This window comes from Candidatus Lokiarchaeum ossiferum (genome assembly GCA_025839675.1).
GTDB lineage: Archaea > Asgardarchaeota > Lokiarchaeia > Sigyniarchaeales > Promethearchaeaceae > Lokiarchaeum > Lokiarchaeum ossiferum.
The window spans coordinates 1,978,991-2,001,273 of the sequence record CP104013.1; the positions used below are offsets into that span (position 1 = coordinate 1,978,991).

The 22,283-nt window shown below is 36.4% G+C and carries 20 protein-coding genes; 7 read left to right on the plus strand and 13 right to left on the minus strand.

Annotation, left to right across the window (positions count from 1 at the left end; genetic code table 11):
- Nucleotides 1-10: 10 nt before the first annotated feature.
- Entirely contained in the window at nt 11-1,093 is a 1,083-nt protein-coding gene (hypD, locus tag NEF87_RS08100; RefSeq protein WP_457919383.1) for a hydrogenase formation protein HypD, read from the plus strand.
- Between the two features lie 141 nt (nt 1,094-1,234).
- On the opposite strand, the gene NEF87_RS08105 is transcribed toward hypD, so the two are convergent.
- From NEF87_RS08105 to NEF87_RS08125, 5 genes are all read right to left on the minus strand, one after another.
- Entirely contained in the window at nt 1,235-2,350 is a 1,116-nt protein-coding gene (locus NEF87_RS08105; protein ID WP_457919384.1) for an ABC transporter permease, read from the minus strand.
- A gap of 11 nt (nt 2,351-2,361) precedes the next feature.
- Nucleotides 2,362-3,405, minus strand: coding sequence for an ABC transporter permease (locus tag NEF87_RS08110; protein WP_457919385.1), 1,044 nt, complete (start codon nt 3,403-3,405; stop codon nt 2,362-2,364).
- A gap of 365 nt (nt 3,406-3,770) precedes the next feature.
- Nucleotides 3,771-5,054, minus strand: coding sequence for a C45 family autoproteolytic acyltransferase/hydolase (locus NEF87_RS08115; RefSeq protein WP_457919386.1), 1,284 nt, complete (start codon nt 5,052-5,054; stop codon nt 3,771-3,773).
- Between the two features lie 66 nt (nt 5,055-5,120).
- Nucleotides 5,121-5,906: a 2TM domain-containing protein gene (locus NEF87_RS08120; protein ID WP_457919387.1), complete on the minus strand. Its 786-nt coding sequence runs from the start codon at nt 5,904-5,906 to the stop codon at nt 5,121-5,123.
- A gap of 140 nt (nt 5,907-6,046) precedes the next feature.
- Entirely contained in the window at nt 6,047-6,646 is a 600-nt protein-coding gene (locus NEF87_RS08125; protein WP_371805948.1) for a hydrogenase maturation protease, read from the minus strand.
- 45 nt (nt 6,647-6,691) lie between these two features.
- On the opposite strand from NEF87_RS08125, the gene hypE reads away from it, so the two are divergent.
- The gene (gene hypE, locus NEF87_RS08130; protein WP_457919388.1) at nt 6,692-7,732 is read left to right on the plus strand and encodes a hydrogenase expression/formation protein HypE; all 1,041 of its coding nucleotides are present in this window, start codon (nt 6,692-6,694) and stop codon (nt 7,730-7,732) included.
- 29 nt (nt 7,733-7,761) lie between these two features.
- A complete protein-coding gene (hypF, locus tag NEF87_RS08135; RefSeq protein WP_457919389.1) occupies nt 7,762-10,176 on the plus strand; it encodes a carbamoyltransferase HypF in 2,415 nt (804 codons plus the stop codon).
- Here hypF and NEF87_RS08140 read toward each other — a convergent pair.
- From NEF87_RS08140 to NEF87_RS08150, 3 genes are all read right to left on the minus strand, one after another.
- Nucleotides 10,173-10,916: an HAD family hydrolase gene (locus NEF87_RS08140; RefSeq protein ID WP_457919390.1), complete on the minus strand. Its 744-nt coding sequence runs from the start codon at nt 10,914-10,916 to the stop codon at nt 10,173-10,175. The genes hypF and NEF87_RS08140 overlap by 4 nt on opposite strands.
- Nucleotides 10,917-10,978: 62 nt before the next feature.
- Nucleotides 10,979-11,221 carry a HypC/HybG/HupF family hydrogenase formation chaperone gene (locus NEF87_RS08145; RefSeq protein WP_371805962.1) on the minus strand — a complete coding sequence of 81 codons (243 nt, stop codon included), beginning with the start codon at nt 11,219-11,221 and terminating at the stop codon, nt 10,979-10,981.
- A 162-nt stretch (nt 11,222-11,383) separates the two neighbouring features.
- Nucleotides 11,384-12,400 (minus strand): hypothetical protein, encoded by a 1,017-nt coding sequence (locus NEF87_RS08150; RefSeq protein ID WP_457919391.1) that lies wholly within the window; start codon nt 12,398-12,400, stop codon nt 11,384-11,386.
- 48 nt (nt 12,401-12,448) lie between these two features.
- Between NEF87_RS08150 and NEF87_RS08155 the strand changes: the two genes are divergently transcribed.
- Complete coding sequence (locus NEF87_RS08155; protein WP_371805964.1) at nt 12,449-12,973, plus strand: ArsR/SmtB family transcription factor; 525 nt, start codon at nt 12,449-12,451, stop codon at nt 12,971-12,973.
- 16 nt (nt 12,974-12,989) lie between these two features.
- On the opposite strand, the gene NEF87_RS08160 is transcribed toward NEF87_RS08155, so the two are convergent.
- Nucleotides 12,990-13,751, minus strand: coding sequence for an SIR2 family NAD-dependent protein deacylase (locus NEF87_RS08160; protein ID WP_457919392.1), 762 nt, complete (start codon nt 13,749-13,751; stop codon nt 12,990-12,992).
- Between the two features lie 54 nt (nt 13,752-13,805).
- Here NEF87_RS08160 and NEF87_RS08165 point away from each other — a divergent pair, with 54 nt between their 5' ends.
- On the plus strand, nt 13,806-14,525 hold the full coding sequence (locus tag NEF87_RS08165; RefSeq protein ID WP_457919393.1) for a DUF429 domain-containing protein: 720 nt from the start codon (nt 13,806-13,808) through the stop codon (nt 14,523-14,525).
- Nucleotides 14,526-14,735: 210 nt separating this feature from the next.
- On the plus strand, nt 14,736-14,966 hold the full coding sequence (locus NEF87_RS08170; protein WP_457919394.1) for a hypothetical protein: 231 nt from the start codon (nt 14,736-14,738) through the stop codon (nt 14,964-14,966).
- Between the two features lie 21 nt (nt 14,967-14,987).
- Here NEF87_RS08170 and NEF87_RS08175 read toward each other — a convergent pair whose 3' ends face one another.
- The 4 genes from NEF87_RS08175 to NEF87_RS08190 are packed head-to-tail and all read right to left on the minus strand — an operon-like array spanning nt 14,988 to nt 19,103.
- A complete protein-coding gene (locus tag NEF87_RS08175; protein ID WP_457919395.1) occupies nt 14,988-16,325 on the minus strand; it encodes a Ni/Fe hydrogenase subunit alpha in 1,338 nt (445 codons plus the stop codon).
- 1 nt (nt 16,326) lies between these two features.
- A complete protein-coding gene (locus NEF87_RS08180) occupies nt 16,327-17,214 on the minus strand; it encodes a CoB--CoM heterodisulfide reductase iron-sulfur subunit B family protein (RefSeq protein WP_457919396.1) in 888 nt (295 codons plus the stop codon).
- A complete protein-coding gene (locus NEF87_RS08185) occupies nt 17,214-17,738 on the minus strand; it encodes a 4Fe-4S dicluster domain-containing protein (protein WP_371805969.1) in 525 nt (174 codons plus the stop codon). Before NEF87_RS08185 ends, NEF87_RS08180 begins: the two co-directional genes overlap by 1 nt.
- Nucleotides 17,739-17,750: 12 nt before the next feature.
- On the minus strand, nt 17,751-19,103 hold the full coding sequence (locus NEF87_RS08190; RefSeq protein ID WP_457919397.1) for an NADH-quinone oxidoreductase subunit B family protein: 1,353 nt from the start codon (nt 19,101-19,103) through the stop codon (nt 17,751-17,753).
- 952 nt (nt 19,104-20,055) lie between these two features.
- On the opposite strand from NEF87_RS08190, the gene NEF87_RS08195 reads away from it, so the two are divergent.
- Nucleotides 20,056-22,248: a hypothetical protein gene (locus NEF87_RS08195; RefSeq protein WP_457919398.1), complete on the plus strand. Its 2,193-nt coding sequence runs from the start codon at nt 20,056-20,058 to the stop codon at nt 22,246-22,248.
- Nucleotides 22,249-22,283: the final 35 nt, after the last annotated feature.

Below are 22,283 nucleotides of genomic sequence, written 5' to 3' on the forward strand. Positions count from 1 at the left end.
ATTGATCGTAGTGAATGCAAATATCGAAAATATTGAATTTAGTAAAGAAATATTAGCCAACTTAAAAACAATCTCTGCCAAATTTCCTCGAAAAGTCACTATCATGCATGTCTGCGGGACCCATGAGTATACTATTGCAAAAAATGGGATCCGATCCTTACTCCCCGACAATATTGAAGTCATTTCGGGCCCAGGTTGCCCCGTATGCGTTTGCCCAACAGTTGATTTGGATTTAGCCATTGAACTTAGCAAGCGGAAAGATACCATTATCACGAGTTTTGGTGATATGATGCGAGTACCTTCTTCCACAATTTCTCTCCACGAAGCAAAAGCGATGGGATATGATGTTCGAGTAGTATATGGCCCACACGATGCAATTGAATTAGCAAAAAGTAATCCAGATAAAGAAGTAATTTTCTTCGCAATAGGATTTGAAACAACAGCCCCCTTAATTGCGTTTGAAATATCTGAAAAACCACCTACAAACTTTAGTATAATTACAGCATATAAAACGGTCCCTCCAGCAATGGATGTACTTTTAGGTCTCGAGGATATAGCAATCGATGGATTTATCCTACCTGGACACGTATGTGCAATAATAGGTTCAGACCCTTTTATTCCTTATGCAGAAAAATATCACTCTCCGATGATTGTGAGCGGTTTTGAAGTAAACGACATGCTCATCTCAATTTTAGGAATACTTCAACAATTGTTAGAACATCGTGCTGAAGTAGAAAATACATACACGAGGATAGTAAAAGCAGAAGGAAATTTGGCCGCTAAAAAATTTATGAAGCAAATTTTTGAGGAATGCGATTCTGTTTGGCGTGGTATTGGCATGATCCCTAAAAGTGGATTGCAATTGCGAGAAGAGTTTCAACAATATGATGCGGTTCGGAAATTCGGAATTAAGCTTCCTGGAGATGCTAAAATGCCTCCTGGATGTTCTTGCCATTTAGTGTTAATTGGAAAAATCCCTCCTAAGAAATGTCCTTTATTTGGAAAATCTTGTACCCCTCAAAAACCAGTCGGTCCATGTATGGTTTCGCATGAGGGAAGTTGTAAGATTGCATACACATTTCGAGATATTTAAGAAAAAAAACAGCCGTATTTTTTTTTTGATATTTTCCTTTTACCCATAAAAGCGATTAATTTAGTAAACGCGTGAATAGAATTGTGAAAAAAAAAAACCCTAAAAGAAAATGTGTGCTCATTTTTTTTTAGAAGGAAATTTCTAAGCTTCAACTTTTTTAGATTTCTTTTTCTTCTTAATCTTTTTCTGCTTATGACCTTGAATACGGGGATCCATAGCATCCCGTAACCCATCACCAAAAAGCATGAAACCTAGAACGGTTATAAAAATACCAACCCCAGGCACAAGTGCTGCCCAAATAGCATTATACAATCGATCTCGAGCAATATTGATATCATTTCCCCATTCGATCAAAGTAGGATCATTAAATCCGAGGAAAGCTAAACCAGCCAACCCAAGAATCATACCTCCAATGTTAAAAGTTACTGCGACAACAACAGGAGCAATGCAATTTGGCAAAACATGTTTAAACATGATCCGACCACTCTTTGTTCCCGCGACTTTAGCCGCTTCAACATAAGTTTTTCCAATTTCTTGAAGTGCCGAACCTCGTATCAAACGAGCATATCCAGGAATACCCAGAAATCCGAAAATTATTAATATTGTCTGCATGGAAGTCCCCACAATTGAAAGAATGATGATAACAATAATTAAACCGGGAAACGCCATAATAATGTCCATCACTCGCATTATAATATTATCTACAATTCCTCCTTGATAGGCAGCATAGATCCCTAACATCACTCCAAAAACAGAGCTAATAGTTAAGGAAAATAATCCCATTGTGATCGAAGATCTTGCGCCCCAAATAAGCCTTCCATAAACATCCCGACCAAATTTGGATGTTCCTAATATATATGTTGAATTAGGTTCAGCCCATGGAGGTATTTCTTCATTTACTCCAACCAATTGGGAAAAAGGAAATTCTGATACTATCCAAGGAGCAAAAACAACCCATATTAAAATTGTTGTAATGATCAAAATACCAAAAATCGTGAGGGGATTATTCAATTTGGAAGCAAATTTACGTTTGCTTTTAAGCTTATTAAATTCAAAATCTCGCCTGACCAATTCTTCATTATGTGCATTTGGTGTTAGGATGAATTTTAAAAAATCAGCCTTTATTTCACGAAGTTGCTCCTTATATCCATCTGGCTTATACAACTTACTTTGTCGAATAGCCCACGCTTTTTCCCCATCAATAGATTCAGAAGTTAAACCAGTTGATCGGGATTCATAATCGATTTTACTTGACATTTTTTTTCCTCCTAGTACCTTATTCGGGGATCAACCATCCCATAAATTAAATCAGTGATCAAATTGACGACAACAAAAATGAAGGTCATTAGAAACACCGAAGCATTGATAACATAGTAATCCACCGCTCGAATAGCCAATAATGTGGTAACACCCATTCCTGCTAAGTTGAAAGTCGATTCGGTTAAAATCGCTCCACCCATCAACCCCGCCACATTTAGTCCAACTATTGTGATGGTAGGAATCATAGCATTACGCCAAGCATGCTTATAGATAACTTGTTTTTCGGTACACCCCTTAGCCCGAGCAGTTCGAATATAATCAAGTTCTAATACTTCCAACATACTGGAACGCGTTTGGCGAGTAATACCCGCAATTGTTATAAAGCTTAAACAAAATATGGGTAATAATAGATGCAATGCAGTATCGAAGAACATGGGAAAATTGAGATTTAGTAATGAGTCCAATAACCGCAATCCAGTTATTTTCTCATTAATATAAGTTATTTCAAAGGCTGTTGTATTATAGTTTGTGGCAAACGGTAAAATTTTTCCCTTAATAACCAATAAATATTGCAACATTAGTCCCATCCAAAATACTGGAATGGCAACACCTGCAAGTGCAATAAATCGGATAACAGTATCTTTACCTTGATTTCGATTAACTGCAGATATAATTCCTGCACGAATTCCAATAATGGTGGCAACGACCATTGAGATAATTGTAATTTCAATTGACTTTGGAAAAGCATCCATTAATATATCCCAAACATCAGCACCATTATTCATTGAAATAGATGTTCCCCAATCACCTCGGAAGAGTGCGCCTACATATATCAGAAATTGAGTAATCACGGGTTTATTTAACCCCAATCGTTCAACATTATTTAAATATTCTTGTCGTTGTGTATCAGACCGAAATCCACCTTCACCTATTAAAAATTTATAGGGATTATCAGGCATTGCCCGTGTTAACACAAAAGACATGAATAATACACCAAATAATATCGGAATCAGGGCTAAAATCCGTCTAATTGTATATTTGAGTAAACTCATTTTTTTTCAACCATTTTTATTTATTTTCAAAAAAAAAAAAAAATAAAAAATAAAGCTAGAGTTTCATAATGATTTATTGAAGTGGTAATTAATCACAGAGAGTGCATTTTTTGTGATACTTAATATAATAGAAATCACGAAGAATAGAAATATAAAGATTTTCATAAATATGTAATTTTGAAAGGTAAAAAAGTTCATTTTTTTTACACCTTCACACAAATTAAGCGCGCTTATTTCGAGTAAGACCACATTAAAATGAACTTTTCTAAATTTCATGAAGTTGATAAAAAAATTTAATAAATTGAAAAAACAAACAAAAGCCAAAAAGAGTAATAATTTGAAAAAAAAGTGAAAAATTAAGCCTATTAATCTTCTAAACTTGGAATTAAACCCCATTTTTGTCCTGCCGGATCACCTAGACCGAAGAAATCGTTAGTGAAAAAAGCTAAGGTACGAGATTCAAAAGGATTCTTTGGCGTTCGGCAAATAATTGGTTTATAAGATAATAACTCCTTAAAATCACTTTTCTTCATTCCTAAAGCATATTTTAATCCTAAAGAATGATGAGCAAACTCTTGTCGCTTTTTTGAATAATTTGGTTCCAAAAGATATTGTTGGTATTCTGGAGATACAAATGTATTAGAACTTGCATAATAAGTGGAGATATCCCTACGGATATGATCGGTGGGAATCGTTTCACAAGACAAAATTTTTGATTTATCAGCCATCATGATATTATAAGCATTTGGATTAGGTTGTGCGTAAGTAGTCTTATATGCTTCTTCTATATTATGCGAATTTGTTAAGACCATTCGAGATAAAATTCCAGTTGGAATTGTATATTCTCCGGGAATAGTGCATTTTATAATATTTATGCAACATTTCAAACCCCACCCATTCTTTCCGGTCGGCAAGGAAAGCATACCCCCTAAACGGAGCGAAAAAACTTTTGGAGAATTCCCCACTTTATGTAAAACATAACATAGACTTGGTTTAAATGAAAGGTTGAAATCAAAATTTTGGCCAATATACGGCATTTCAATTGATTCGGAATGATTTAGATTATTATTTTTAACCATCGCACCAAAACTTGTACAACCAAACTCGTATTCATTTGGAATTCCCGCTTGAAATGGAAGCAATTCACCATATACAACATCAATAAAACAATTTTGTAAAAAAACCTCTTCAAAAGAGATTCCAGATATTCCATCAGCGATACCTTGGATCTCATCAATAATGTTTCCAAAAGAACCTTGTTTTAAATATGAATCGGGAATGGAATCTTCATATGAACGAGCCATTTCGAGAAATCTCGCATATTCATACCCCTTTTTTCGTGTTGTAGTTGCAATTGCTTTAATTAGAAGTCTTTGTGATCGAATTTTTTTCAATAAATATTTTCCTTCCAATAACCCCAAATTGTAATAGTCAGAAGCACTAATTTCGAGATACTTCTGATTGTTATTTTCCTGCCATGATGCTTCATCAAGATTTAATTTGTTCTTGTCAATTTCACGATTGCGTTCTCTATGAATATCTTCAATTTGTTGTGAAATATTGCGAATGCTTTTTTTTACCTTTGATTTTCGAATTTTAACTTTTTTTGTCGATTCAGAATTTTTCATATTGAAATTTGAATCTTCCATGAGAGACATAAGGAAAAATATGGCAATAAATATTAAGGAAAAAAGAATATAATGCAAAAAAGTAATTTATTTCAATTGTTGACCGCAAGATTCACAAAAGAGATGATTACTTCTGTTTTTTACACCACAAGCGGGGCAAAAAATAGATTCTTGGCTATTATCAGTTGTTTTCACAATTGTAGGTGTGACATAAGAAGGTTCTGAATAGTTTGGTACTGGTCGAATCATTGGCCTAATATGATAGGTATTCTTTTGAACTCCATTAACAATTAAATATGTTAATCCCATGATGGGAATTGAGGGGATCCAGAACCATAAGAAATAACCCCCTGTGACCAGATCAACAAAAAGTAGAAATATACACACCACAGCAGAATACCACACAGCATGTAAGGGATGGACAGGCAATCCTTTTTCCAGATTGGAAATACGTTTGTATGCAACAAAATGTTCCCCTATAGCAACACCTAACACAGAAATAGGCCACATGAACCAAGGATATCCAAACCCTGTTACAATATATAAGAATAGAAAGAAGCCCGAAAGAGTTAGAAATACAGAAAAATGAATATAGAAGCCTCGATCCGAAATAGAGTGATATCGCTGTAAAACATATAAAACTGCAGTATGGATTGAAATTCCAATGCCCCAAGATGCGAGGGGGAATAAATGCCAAGGATAGTAATACCCTGTGAAAATATTAACTAAGAAAAGAAAAGCATTTACCAATAAATATACAACCCAATGAATTTTTAACCCTTGTTGTTCATGATAAGGAAGCGCATTCACAAAAGAACTCACAAAATTTGAAGATCCTTGTGTGCGCTTTGAATAATAGTTATTTTCAGTCATAATCAATCTCTCATAAATATGATTAAGTAGTATTTAACTCGAAAAATATAAGAAAAATGTGGACACCAATTTTTAGCAATAATAAAATCTGTTTATACACGGAGAAAAAAAGTTTTAAGACGAGTAAAAATGAAATATTCTTATATGTAAGCATTTTCCTTGAAAATTTGCACAAATAAAGCCACAATTTCATCACTGAGAGATTTCATTTTAGGATCCATATTAAAATCATAAAATGGTATATTCGGATCAGCTTCTTTTGCATCTAAATCATATTCATCTTCTTTATACAGCTTATAAGATTCCAGAAATTGCAAAGAATAAGGACATATCCCGAGCAATATCATTTGTAAATTTGGCACACCTATTTTACACCGATCCACAAAAACTGGTAAGGGCATACTATGGCTCGAAATGGGTAAATAATTGAGCATCTGTTTTTCTTCGAACAAACCGACGGATCCGGGAAGATTATCAGTGCCTACAACATCAATTACAATCATCAAATTTGGTTGGAAATCCAATATTTCAGAAAGTCGTTCTTCGGGAGTAATCCCCCCATTAATAATACAGATTTCAGGAGAAGTAATTTGTTTGTCAAGATTGAATGAAATCCATTGCCCCGCCCCATCATCACCCATTCGATTCTCTCCAATCCCTAATATTAAAACTTTTGGATGAGAGTTAAAAAGAGTCTGGAGCTGTCGTTGAATTTCTGCATACTTTGCCAAATAACCCATGATTTTATTAAAAGCACGACGTTATTAAAAGATGAGGATCAGAAAATGGAAGAAACACCCGAGAAAAAAATTGTGCAATTGGGTCATGGAGGGGGAGGAATAATGCAAGGCGAACTTATTCGCTTTATTACCGAAAATATCCCCATCAAACAGATTTCAAACGGTATTGGTGTTGATGCATATGATGACGGTGCAACAATTCCTTTAGAGAATTATGATTCAGAAATCGTTGTCACTGCAGACGGGCATACTGTTGACCCCTTGATTTTCCCGGGTGGAGATTTAGGAAAATTATCCGTTTGTGGGACTGTAAATGATATTATTATGATGGGAGCCAAACCTCTTGCTTTAACCTCGATAGTTCTCATTGAGGAAGGACAAACATTTGAATTTGTTGGTAAAATAATGGATTCATTTAATAAAACAGCAGGAGAAGCAGGAATTGCCATATTAGCGGGTGATACAAAAGTTATGCCCCGAGGAACTCTAAAAGAAATGGTAATTAGTACCAGTGGTATCGGAATTAAACCTAAAAATCTTATTATTCGTGATTCTAATTGCCAACCCGGAGCAAAAATCATTTTAACAGGCAGTATTGGAGATCATGGCGCAGCCTTAATCGCTCGACGTGAAGGAATTGACTTACAAACAGAATTGAAATCCGATGTCGCCATGCTTTTACCTCTGTATAATATTATAAAGGATCAAGAAGGAATATTAGCAATGAAAGATCCCACTCGGGGGGGGCTTGCATCTGCTTTAAATGAATGGGCAGAAAAATCAAAGGTTAGTATTTGGATCAAAGAAGAGCAAATCATAATTAAAAAAGAAGTCAAAGCCATTTGCGATATATTGGGATTAGATCCCTTAGAAATTGCAAATGAAGGAAAAGCCATTATTTGTGTGGAAGCAACCTTTGCAGACCACCTTTTAGAAAAAATTCAAACCACATCCATCGGTCATGATGCACGCATTATTGCAGAAGTGAAAGAAGAAAAATCGGGATTGGTTGTAGTGCAAACACCATTAGGTGGAAAACGAATCGTTGAAAAACCCATGGGTGAATTAATTCCACGTATATGTTAACAAAACGATTATGAAATCTTGGGATCAGGATGAAACAACAACAAATTATCATAACAGGAATTGTTCAAGGTGTTGGGTTTCGTCCTTTTTTATTTAATTTGTTAGATAGCCACCATTTAACTGGAACGATTAAAAACACCGGTAATTTGGGAGTTACATTGGATCTTCAATCAACCAATCCAAAATTCAATTTTGAACGTCTTGCTCTCGAAATTCGCGCAAAAATCCCCGCTATGGCTTTAATTGAAGATATTACAGTTTCATCCCCGAAGGAAGTTATGACAAGTGAATTTAAAGAATTAAAAATAATTCCAAGTAATGATGGAATCGGGAAAGGACTAACACTTCCACCCGATATTGCAATGTGCGATGAATGCTTTAAGGATTTCACAAATCCAGATCAAAAACGCTTTTTTCACTACCCATTTATCGCATGTGCTCAATGTGGTCCCAGATACACTATCATGAAAGCATTACCGTACGATAGACCTAATAGCACAGTGAAAGATTTCCCCTTTTGTGAAGGATGCGAACAAGATTATTCTGATAGGTCTAATCGCAGGTTTCATGCGCAAACATTTAATTGTAATCATTGCGGACCGTTCTATTTTCTTGCTACATTGGAAAGCCCCAATCCAAGGTTTCCCGAACCTAATGCATTGAATGAACTGATAATTGCCATAAAGGAAGGAAAAATTGTAGCAATTAAAGGAATTGGAGGCGTGAATTTAGTGTGTCGAGCGGATGACGAAAAAGTAATCCAAAAACTTCGTAATCGCAAACGCGAGCGCAAAAATAAGCCCTTTGCAATTATGGTCGCTGATCAACAAGCAGTTCTTAACTACTGCCACGTGACACCAAAACAAATGGAAATCATTTCTTCCTTTAGAAGGCCCATTCTCCTTCTACCTAAAAAAGAGAAGTCCTTCCCAGAGAATCTTGCTCCAGGATTGCACAACATCGGAATTCTACTGCCTTATATGGGATTACATCACTTACTCTTTCAGAACCTCCCCAATATTCCCTTAGTTTTCACCAGTGGAAATATTTCATCATTGCCAATGGCAGTAGATAATATTGAAATATTAACTCATTTGGACGGAATCGCCGATCTCTTTTTTTTACACAATCGTGAGATATTCCAGCGTTGCGATGATAGTGTTATTAGACCTATTTTGAATAATCGGGCAATCATTCGTCGTTCCCGAGGCTTTATTCCGGAATATATAAAACTGCCCTTCGAACCCAAATGTGATGCGATTATTGCCGTCGGCGCCGAATTAAACAGTACAGGAGCAATTTCAAGGGGCCCCCGCATATTTCCAACGCAACACATCGGAAATGTGCGCAATTTGGAAACGTATGAATTCCTTGAATCCGCCCTTCACCATTTACAAACTCTTTTAAAAATTGACGACTGTGAAATTGGATGTATCGCTCGAGATCTTCACCCCAGTTTTCAATCGACCCGTTTAGCTCAAAAAATTGCAAAAGAACTCCGATCTCAGTCAGATGAACGGCAAATTATTCCGATACAAACCATTCAACATCATCATGCACATTTAGCATCATTGATGGTGGATCATCAACTTCCCTTAGAAGAAAAAATTCTGGTTCTCACATTAGATGGGGTAGGATATGGAAAGGATCACCAACCCTGGGGGGGAGAAATTCTCTTAGGAGGTTACTATTCTTTTACTCGTATTGCACATTTAAACCCTATTGTGATGATTGGAGGTGATTTATGTGCGAAAAATCCCGCTAGAATGTTGTTATGTGAGCTCTATTCTGCAGCAACATCAGATATAGATAGGGAATTAATCGAAGCGCTCATCCAGAAACTCGATTTAGTCTCCTATTTTCCCCATAAAACCACCGAGTTAAAAGTTTTAAAAACCCAAATCACCAATCTTCCCCAAACAACTACAATATATCCGTTTACATCAAGTCTTGGTCGATTGTTAGATGCGGCAGCGAGTCTTTTTAACGTCTGTCATCAACGAACATATCGAGGGGAACCCGCAATGCGTTTAGAAGGGTTTGCATGGGGTAGTAAGTATGAAAAACGATTCGACCTTACCAAATTTCACACTAAGGAGATTATTTACGGAGAGAAATTGCTCTTTGAATATGCCAAGCTTCTCTTTCAGGCCACCAAATCACACACTCGTGAAACCATGAAAAACCTTGCTTACGGTTTCCATTGTGATATTGCTGAACTATTTACAAATATTGCCATCTCAACTGCTAAAACCCACAAGATCCAAAAAATAGGAGTGTCGGGTGGCGTTGCCTATAATGAAATAATTATGCAAACCATCAAAAAATTAGTCGAAGACGCTAATCTGACCTTTTTACAACATAACCGGATCCCACCTGGAGATGCAGGTATTAGCGTAGGACAAATCGCTATTGCTGCGGCTCAAACAACAAATGAAACCTAAACCGATTCTTGGATTTTATTTAAAATATCAGGTAAATTTTCGGGAATTTTTGTCACATCTTGAAAAATGAAATCCGGATTCGCTTCCTTCATCGTTTCAAGAGTACAAAACCCAGAAAGAACTCCAATGGTGGTAGTTCCTGCATTTTTCCCCGCTTCTACATCTGCACTAAAATCCCCAACCATAACCAAACGGTTTGGCGGGATCCCCCACTTTTTACTTAGCTTCAAAATCCCTTCCGGAGCCGGTTTAGGATTTTTAACGGTATCACGACCAATGAGCGCTCCATTAAACTGATCTAAAAATTCAGGTCTATTCTGGAAACGGAGTTTGATTTCTTCTTCACTACTCGTCGTACAAATACCAATAGGAAAATTATTTTTTTGAGTCAAAACGTTCAGCATATCTTCTGCACCGGGTATCAGAGACATGTTGGTAATTCCTTTTTTATAGACTTGATAATTAACTTTTAAAAACTGAAGTCTCTTATACCAAGGGATGTTGTATAATTTGGCAGTTTTTAAGATTGCCCGAAGAATCGGTGTTTTTCCTTTAAGTTTCGATCCTCCAAATGCCTCAAACATCATCGATTTCACAAATGTTTCCATTTCTGGAGTAAATTCGGAACCATAAAATTGAGCCACTTGTCTAGGCATATCTCGAAGGAAAAAATCCATGTTATCAAGCAAAGTACCATCCAAATCGAATATGAAACCAATCTTTCCCGATTCTAAATTCATATAGAGTCAATTATGTTTTATTCTATTTAACTCATTTCCGAAAAAATTTAGAAAAAAACATTTCACACATAATCGGCTTTATCAACCAAGTTTTTCTCTAACATTTCGCGCCATAAAGTTAAGGTTTCTTGAGCAGCTTTTTCATCAACAATTTCAATTGCCATTCCAGCATGCACAATCGCATATTGTCCGACTGTAATACTAGGAACTAAAGCCACAATTATTTTTTTCTGGGTACCATCAAAATCAGCTAAGGCTTGATTGCCTTCGATGGATAAAATTCTTGCAGGAATTGCTAAGCACACATACATAAAAAAAGAGGGAATATTCAAAAAGATGATCATTATTTTCTAAAATAGCACTTTGCATAGCGCCAACTTTACTAAACAAAGATATCTGATGAGGGAAACAAATAAAGTTCCATATTCGAGGTAAAAAACAATGAAAAAAAAGGATGTTAAACTAGTTTAATTAATTTTCCACTCAAAAGGAGTATAATATTCAGCCGCAAGTTTAAATAGCACATTTTGCAGCGGATCAGTAGATGAAGTATTAAATTCCTTAATAGGGACTAAACAAAGATTTATTTCCAAGCCTTGTTCACTTTCAATTAAATTTTTACCATCGATAATTACGGTTGTTTCTCCGTCTGGATTTCGTTGGGAAGAATAAATACCTTTGTCAGTGAATACACCTAACCCATGATCTTGCTTTTCATCCCAAAGACAGAGCACTTTATCGTGGGCTACCACATCACATTTCAATGAAGTGGGATAAATAAAGGATACATTGTGTGAAGTTAATTCTTTTGGTAAACAGGAGTGAATTCGAATGACTGGTTTCTCACCCTTTTGAATATCAATAAAGGTGGTGATTGGGAATTTTGCTCCACTTTTTGCCATTAACGTCGCTTTAACTTGAATTTTGCCGCCAAAATCACTGGCTTCCATTAAATCATACTTAACATCCTCCATGGAGAGAATTTCGGAATCAACTTGAATTTGATGCAATTTAGGATAATAATAAAAAGAATCCCCTGCCCAAATTGATCCATTCCCCAACTCTTCCCCCATGATAATTAATTTTTGGTCTTCAGGAGTCTCTTCTTCTTCATCTTTATCCATGATAGTCAAAGACCCATCGACTTCAACAATAATACGCAATAAATCATTTTCTAAATAATACTCATTACCATCTAACAAACCTTCTTCTGGAAGATGTAAATCAGCAGTGGTATCCCGTGCCTTGATGAAGAATTTTTTTTTTCCACTCGCTGGAATATTCTCTGCCACAAATCGAACTTGACACCAGCCATCGACTTCAGGATCCATTTGGGATAATAACTCACAATTTGCATCATCATAGACTTGTAATCCTGAAATATGCAAAGTATTTTCAAAGGAGACTGACACCAACGAAGTTCTGTCCCATGGATGAGGATTTGAAATAGTTATCGGAATCATATTAATTATAGAATTATTCATACTTGTTTAAATATCGCATAGTTCTTAAAAAAATTCTTCAGCATATGTATGAAACTTACTGATAGTTCACTATCCAAAAATGTTAATTTTCATCGAATATCCATTCATATCCAAAACCTTAATTTTCTTCCCGCCAATATTTTTACAGAGATGACACCCAAGGCGAATACAAAAAAATATACAATTTTACTAGAACGATTAGATGGGTGCTGTGACAATGGGCAAGCAAGTTATGACGAATTGGTTAAATTTCGTGAACAATTCTTAGCGGATGAGAAAAAGCAACAAATTATTGCGTTTTTAGAAGCTATCGGAAATCAAGAACGATATTTAATTATGGAAAGTTTAAGGGACCAAGCCCGATGTGTGTGTGAATTAGAAGCTCTTTTACAAAAATCCCAACCCACAATATCGCACCACTTGCGCGTATTAGAAAAACAAGGGCTGATTTTAGGAATGAAAAAAGGCAAGTTTACTTTCTACTCTTTAGTGAGACGACCATATGAAAAAATGTCGAATGAATTTTCAAATTGGGTAAAGCAAGTATCTGCATGGTTTGGAGAAAATCTTTAATCATTCCTTCTAATTTTTATTCATTTATTGCACTTAAAATAGCTTGCAAAGTCGCCCCTGCACTTTCATGGAAACATAGATCTGCTTCAGAATCATACATAGTTTCTTGATGATTTATAATGATTAATTTGGAGCCATTTTCTTTGGCAATCAAGGGAAAGGATGCCGCAGGCATTACTGCCAGTGAAGATCCAATAACAATTAACACATCTGCAGCCATTGAATGGTGTTGAGCAAGATCCATTTCTTTTTGAGGCATAGGATCCCCAAAATTGACAACAGAACTAATAAGTCGTCCCCCACATGCTGGACATCCCGGTTGATTATCGCGTATTGGTGATGTGCGGTAGCCATTACCCCACTTCGTAGAATCCCACAAATAATCTTTTGGATGTTGACGATCACATGTTAAGCATCGCATAAGGTGACGATTACCGTGCAATTCTGCTATGATCTCGGAAGAAATTCCCGACCGAAGATGTAGTCCATCCACATTTTGTGAAATCAGAAATTTTAATAGCCCTCGGTTTTGCAACTCTACTATCGCTTCATGTCCAGAATTGGGTTGAACTTGATCCATAGTCATTTTCATTTTCAGGGGAGGTAATCCTTTATCCCGACGTGTCCAAACACCATCAGGACCACGATAATCGGGAATACCAGACTCGGTACTGATCCCAGCGCCTGTAAAAACCACGAGATGCTGCGAATTTTGAATCCATTTTACCGCTAATTGAATCCGTTCTTCATAGGATAGATCTTGTTTTGTAGGAGACATCAATTATGCTTACGATCCAAACACACTAATTTAAAATTGCACTAATACTTACCCATGAAATATATTGGAGTTGATGGATGTCGATCTGGTTGGATGTGCGCCATTATTGAAGAACAAACGAAATTTTCGATTTCAATTTATCCAACTTTAACCTCCCTATGGAAGAACCATTCGGACGCAACCCGAATTTTTATAGATATTCCGATTGGGTTGCGAGATTCAGGCTCAACCCCTCGAAAATGTGATCACCTTGCAAGAAAAATTCTTACCCGAGCACGTTCATCCAGCATATTTCCACCACCTTGCCGTAAGGCACTATATGCGACAACTTATATGGATGCAAATCGAATAAATCGTGAACGAACCACCAAAGGGCTTTCCAAACAAGCATGGAATATTTGTGATAAAATACGAGAAATGGATCAATTATTAATCTCTGATACTTCTGCGCGCCCCATTTTCTATGAAAGTCATCCTGAAGTGTGTTTTTGGGCATTTAATCAAGGAAAACCTATGGAACATTATAAAAAAACACAAGAAGGAATCCAAGAACGAAAAGAGGTATTACAAAATCTAACTTCTGCTTCCTTTGACCTATTCTCAATACAAAACCACAACATAAAAAATGGGAAATTTGAGTCAGATGATATTTTAGATGCATGGGTTCTTGCTTTTGCCTCCTCGAAATCAGCAAGTCAAATCAAATCCTTGCCAAATCCACCAGAATATGATAGATTAGATCATCCAATGCGAATTGTTTACGCTATGAGATAAAAAAAAAGAGTGCTTCTCAACTTTTCTAAATCGCTCTAAAATATTTTTTGACTAATCTAACAAAATGATCATCCTAAAATCAACAATTTTGAGTCATCTTAGATTCTTTTTACAATTTTCATTGGTAATCAATTTTGAATATCTTTGATCTCGAACGATTTATTAAGAAAAATGAAATACGTTAGAACAGAATAAAAAAAGATGAAAAAGGTGAGCATCCCCGGACAGGGGTCTCCAGTTTCTCCAGAGTTTGTGAGAAACGTTCATCGAACTCAACCCATGAAGTTTAACCGCAGTCAACTTCTAACTTGCGAACAATGCGCTCAGTACCATCAGGTTCCACAACGGTTATATGAGCAGCACACGATAATCAGCAATCATAACAGCGGATTACCATTTCGAGCAAGTTTAAGATACCTTCATTTACTTCTACCATATTAGGTCACATTTTAGGTTGTTCGATTATTTTATCCAAGGTTCAGGTAATTTAAGTTTTGATAAGGCATCTTGCTCAAAGATTTGTTGAGCGGCATGCTTTACACTTTTCTCAATTCCTGCAATATTATGGTTGGTTGCAACAATGATATTTAATTTACGACAAATCCCATCGGCATCGGTAGCCATATCATAAATTAAATTACCCCGAGGCGCATCAACCATTCCCACACCACGTCCTTCCTTAGGTTTAACATCAAGAGTTTTGATATCAGTACTTAGGATTTGAGGATCTTTGAGAAGAGTTACAATATTTTCAAAGGCTTCAACAGTTTCGATAATTCGAGCCCAATGGTAAGCGAAAGTATTGTGAATTACGCCACAATCCGCACCACAGACTTTTTGATACATTTCTTTTCGAGCAGCTTCTGCCAATGGAGTGGACATTTCATCACAAGCATTCAACATAGCAAGGGAATTGGTTCGATAAATTCCATCGGGATATCCTGCGGGTTTGAAGTAAGTGTGGCTTGCATAATTATGATCAACCACTTTCTCTCCAATTGCTTCAAGATAGTCTGCTGGTTTATAAATGTGCTTTTTACCTTCAGGAGATACGAAAATGATATCACCATCATAAATATCGTGCACAATCTTGCCATTGACTTGTTTACCCACACCACAATAATAAGTTTCGGTGGCTGCAACATTTGCAATAACATCCCAATAATCAGATACCACTTTCTTTGCAATATCTACGGTTTTCTTCACAAATTCTAATTGTTCTGGAATTTGAGCGATATTGGCATCACGAACTGCAGATGACAAGGGATTTCGCATCCCACCGACAATTCCTGCAATAGGACCAACAGATTTACCACCAATAGCAGTACAAATGTTTTGGCCAAAATCCATCATTTTTAATGCCATTGCCCCAACTTCAGGCATATCCTTGATGATATTCACAACATTACGTTTTCCAGCAGGAGCAAACGGACCATAAATAAAATCAGGAGCAGCCAATGCAAAGAAGTGCAATAAATGAGAACTGTATTGCTTTGCATTAATAAACAACTGACGCAATTTATAAGCGGCTTCTGGAATTTCTACCCCCCATGCAGCTTCCACAGATTTAGTAGCTGCTAAATGGTGGGGAATTGGACAAATTCCACAAATTCGATTCGTGATTCGAGGTACATGCTCTGCATATCGCCCTTCACACAATTTTTCAAAGAATCTGGTAGTGGTGATGTTGAATTGGACATCCTTTACGGTTTTCCCATCTTCACCCAATACCAGTCGTAATCCACCATGTCCTTCTAATCGAGTGACAGGTTCTATTTCATATACTTTATCTGGAGACATTTTAAAGATTCACCTTAGCTAATGCTTCTTTCCCTTTATTACGGTGGAAGTTCAATCCAAGAGATTTTGGATCTTTACCCATGGCTAATGCCAATAATTCGGTAATATAGAAGATTGGAAATTTATATTCTTCCCCTTCTGCAGCCAGGGCTTTTAATTTCGGTTGTTCACTATCAAATTGCTGGAAACATGAAGGACAGTTCACAGTCAAACAATCTGCATCTGCTCGTTTGGCTCCATCAATTTTTGATTTTAACATGATGTTGGCAGTGTTCACATCAGAATTTCGCACTACATTCCCGCAACACAAGTTTTCTTCTGCAAAGGAAACAGCAGTAGCACCAGTAACTTCTACAAGTTGATGCAAATACTTCAAATCCATCGGATCCTCTTCAACCTTTAAAATATGTGAAGGTCGAGCATAATGACATCCTGGATGACAAGCCACTTTCAACCCGGTTAAGGGATGAGTGATTTTTGCTTTAATCGCTTCCAAACCAACTTCTTCTACTAATACACGCACGAAGTGCTTTATATTAATTGTTCCATTGTATTCTTTACCAACTTTGGCAAGGATTTCATTTACGCCTTTTTTCAAGACAGCATCATGTTTCATTTCATGATCCGCCACAATCATCGATTGAGCACATCCATTACATAAAGACATAATGTCTTTATTTTCTTTTTCAGCTACTGAGATGTTTCGAGCAGCTAAAGAAGCCCATGTTTTTTGATCCACAAAGCGCAATCCAACAGGATTAGGACAACATGAAAATTCTCCAGGAGAAGTTACTAAGCCTAATTCATCGAACACTACTTTTGCGGAAGCTTCTAAGAACGGTAGACGATTGGTCATTAAACAACCAGGAAATAATTTGTATTCTGCCATTACGCGGAACCCTCCTCTTTTTCTTTAATTGTATTTTCAATACCGGTCGCAGCCATAATTGCTTTCACTTCATCAACGGGAATCGCTGGAGGCAATCCAATACCCAACTTTTCACGTCGTTTATTTATTGCGGGTTGCACAGGAATTGCCATCCCATTATCGCGAATAGTTCGACACGATTGAGGATAGAATTCAGGTGTTGCTCCTGCAGCACAAGCTGCGTTTTTTAATACACAAATAATCTCCGTAATTGGAATTTCGGCAGGGCACATTTCATCACATGTTTCACATGCGGTGCAGCCCCATAATGCAAATGGGTCTCGTCCCACTGCAGCAAATAGTGCTTCCTTATACCCTAAGGCAGAGAAAAGCACCAAATCACGTGGATTATAGCGTGAACCATGTTGTTGACTAATGGGACATACGTCATTACAAACTCCACACTGCATACAGTATGATAATTTGTCTCCACCCATCATCAAATCCAAAACGGCTCGTTTTAAGTTTAAATCTGCTTTTACCATTTTTATTCCTCCTTATTTTTCCTCCAATTTATGCCCAAGGGTGCTAGTAGGCACACAAAATCGGGCAAATAATCCCGCAGGATCAGAGAAGAATTTCTTAATATTTTCAGGGGAATCCCGACAAATTGAAGGGAACAAGCTCATAGCTTTGGCTGCGTAATCATCAACATTTACTGCAGGACCATAACAACCTAAACAGGGAGAATTGGCGCGCGGACAGGTTGCTCCACAACCACCTTTGGTGATCGGCCCCATACACACATACCCTTGAATTAAGAGACATTTATCTTGATCTGGGAAACCTTCATAATCACGTTTATATCGGACTACTTCTTTATTTTCCACATTCCGTTCACAAGCAGAACACACAGTCTTGGCAGAATCATCATAATCAGGATTATCTTTTAAATTGGCCATAGAAGCACCAATAATATGATTCACCATCTCAGGATAACCTTCGGCGGTGTAATCTACAATTTCTTTATTGTTAAAAGTTTTCATCTTGATTGACTCTGGATCTAATTTCACGGCACGAATTGGATCTGCTTTACCAACCAAATAACCTAAAGGTACAGATGAAAGAGTCATCATTAAAGCAGTGACAGTTTGACTTACTTCGTCTTTGGTCAATGGTTTTTCAGTTAGTTTTGCAAACAATTTATTGGCATTTCCTTCGTGGATTGCTTTGGTTAATCCGAATTCACCACTCACGGGATAACCTGCAGCAAGTTTTCCAATTGGATCTCCAGCAGCAGTAATAGGGCCATAACAGAGCGTTCCAGCATCCAATAAACAGTTTTCTAATGGGCAAACATCACACATACTTTTACTTGCATCAACCTTAGTATCTGGAGCACCTAATACATGAGCGATTAGTCCAACAATGTTTCCTGGTTTTGGTGGACATCCCGGTAAATCAACATCAACTTTCACTTGAGTGTGGAGATCTGGAATAGCATCCATAAACTTAGGAACATGTTGATCAGGCACTTTGGCACCTGCATCAACGAATTCAGTATCTAAAAATTTTCGTTGGGTTAATTCTTCGATCGTATAGAGGTTAGCCAATCCAGGACATCCCCCTAATACAGCACAAGACCCCATTGCGACAATTATTTTGCATTTTTGACGCATTAATTTTGCATTCGCAAGATCACCTTCGGTTCGAATAAACCCTTCTAAAAACCCAACGTCGACTGACCCATCTTCATAGCCTTCTAAATCTTTAATTTTGAAATCTACTACGGCTGGCCAATAGACAAACTCGAGTTCCGGTAATACATGCAAAAGCGTTAAATGCGAGTCAAGTAGGGATTGATGGCAACCCCAACAACTTGAAAGTTGCATAAAGCTACATTTTACCATACATTTTTACCTCTTACCAATTATGATTTAAATAGATAGTCAAATAACCCCATTAGTATCAGAAATTCGAATACATATCAAATCTCCAATTTTCATATCTAATTTAAATAATTTTATTAGTTAAACCTCACAAAATCCCATAATTAGATTTTCTAAGGCAATACTATGATATAGTGTAGGACAAGACTCCTTTTAAGATTAATTTCGAGCTTTTTTTGAATAAAAAAGAAAAAACAATTGATCCAAATAGCGAATTCCATGCAGAAAAAAAAAAATACAATGCTAAATTTCGATAAAATCACTGAGAATCATGAATAAATGAGGTAATTTTAATATTTTCTATAGATTTTATCTGAATGAGTATTCAAATAAACGCTAATTCGCTGTTACAATAGATTGAAAATAAAAATTGAAAATAAGTCCAGATATATTCAAAAAACATTATTCAATCTTCAAAGCTCGGAAACTTAAGTAAGCATAATAATTAGTTTTTTAATTTTTCAAAAACCCCACCGCTATAAGTAATCATTTAAAGAAGATTCTACGAATTCTTCGATACACCCAACTTTATATCCGAGAAGTGTATTTATTATCGGAAGATATAATTCCCACATACTTTTAGAAATTAGATCTTTAAATAGATCCAGATATTCAGTTTTAATGCAGTTTCTTATTTCTATTTTAATAAAATTCTAATTGGGTTGCGACATCCCTAATAACTTGCTTTCTAAAAATTCTCTAATTTCTTACAATAATTGAAAGGATGTTTTACATATTTTTTAAAAACAACTTGAGCCGAATGATTTGATAAGCATCAGAAAAAGAGAATGGAATGAATTTACCAAAATATTTTTATAGATACAATTCAGTCACATATAATACATGCGTGTGATTGTATCGATTTAATTCAGTTTCTCAATTCACACCATGTTGAATAGTATGGGGAAATTTTATGAGAAGAAATAAAAAAATATTATTTTTGTTGGTTGTTGTGGGACTATCGCCATTTTTGGTATTAAATGCAATTTCAACTGCTAGCGCGAATCCAGGGGAGGTTTCCAAAACGTTCACTTTCAATGCAGATTTCGAAGAAGGTGAAATGGTTGGAGTAGAATGTGAATCGATTCCAGATCAATTACAGTTATCCGAAGAAACGTCAACATTTTCCTATTTATGGATAGCCAATGCAGGAGAGGATACATTATCAAAATGGGATACCGAAACGAATACCGAAGTTGCTCGTTACAATACATGGTTTAGCACATATCCAGACCATGATGCATGGACAGGAGCATCACCGTCTCGCACATGTGTGGATGGTGAGGGAAATTGTTACGTTGCCAACAGGCATTTTGATGGTAGACCCACGGATGTCATGAAAGTATTGGTCGATGAATGGATAGATCGTAACGGAAACGGGATTTTGGATACTTCTTTTGATGCAAATTTTAACGGAGAAATCACTCCCGATGAAATGCAACCTATGTTAGATGGAAATGGCAATGGAATTATCGAGGATTCTGAAATTCAAGATGAACGAATAGCTTGGATAGTGAGAGTTGGAAATCCAAATGGTATTGGCAGATCTTTATCAATTGATCCTGAGGGAAATATCTGGGTAGGATTATATTCTTCCCGACAATATTATAAATTAGATTCCATTTCAGGAGACATTCTAGGAGGTCCATATACTACATTAGGTAGCACACCCTATGGATCATTAGTCGATAAATATGGTATTTTATGGAGCGCATCGCTTTCTAACAGACTATTCTGGTTAAATACATCGGATCCATCGCAGTGTGGAATGTTCACAGAACCATATTGTAGTACATATGGGATGGCATTGAACTATGATATATTTGGAAACACAATAGTTTATTTAGCAGATTCATCAACCGGTAAGGGATATATTCAGTTTAATTCGAGTTCAAAAATATTTTCTATCGGACCAGTAGTAAAACCAAATATGCGAGTGACTGGGATAGCTACCGATTCCTATGGAAATATAATTATCGCAAGTTATACGCAAGGATATCCAATCAAATATTCCCCTGAAGGAATTGAACTCTGGAGGAATTACTCTACACCAGTAACAGAAAGTCGAGGTGTGATCGTTGATGGAGAAAATAATATATGGTTGTGCCACAGAGCAATCAGTAAACTTTCTAAACACTTAGGAGAGAACGGTAACTATGTAGGATCATATGAAACTGGTCTATTTCCATACACGTACAGTGACGCAACAGGACTTTCGTACCAACAAAGTATTAGCCAAAATGGATATTGGAGAATTATTTTTGATTCTGAAGAAGATAATTCTAAATGGGGAAGAGTATCTTGGACGGATTATATCCCAGTAGGGGGAAATCTTGAAGTTCGGGTAAGAAGTTCCAATGATGGATTAAGTTGGACAGGTTGGGAATACGTATCGAATAATATCTTCTTTGATTATATTCCAGATGGACGATATTTGCAGATCGATGTCAAATTTGAAATTGGAGATGAGGATCTCTCTCCAATCCTCTATGATTTAACAGTTCAAATCGGAGATCCGAAATCATTGAAAATGGAAGCTAAAAATATTTTGGAGGATCTTCACACAGGAATCCGTTGCATAGATGTAAACACACGAAATATAATTCATCAAATAGAATTAAGCTTATGTGGTAGATTATGGAAAGATGAGTCTCATTTAGATTTCAAGCACGGAGACCAAGTATTTGTCCATGAACGAAATGCAGTTAATCACATGGAAAAGATGATTGCCAAATATCAACGAATTATTGATGCCTATGAGGAACCATTACCTACGATCATGTTGGAGAAGTCACTTTCAAAAATTGACCCAACAATACTAATTCCTCTTTTAGAAAATGTCATCATCACCTATGAAAAAGTGTGTAAATATTTGACTATGGCAGATATGATTTTAGCTCAAATTGCCTCTGAAGAATCGGCAGCATTGCCAATTACTTCAGGAAAATGGGAAACCAGAGTGGAAATGTATTTAGAAAAGAGTACAAATTCACTGTTCACTGGAAATGAACAGTTTGAGCAAGGAGAATGGGAAAAAGCTGTAAGTGAATATCGCGATGCATGGCGGTATGCAATGGATGTTGAATTCTGGGCATTGAAGAAATAAAATATTGCTATTTTTTTCAATTTTTTCTTTCTACA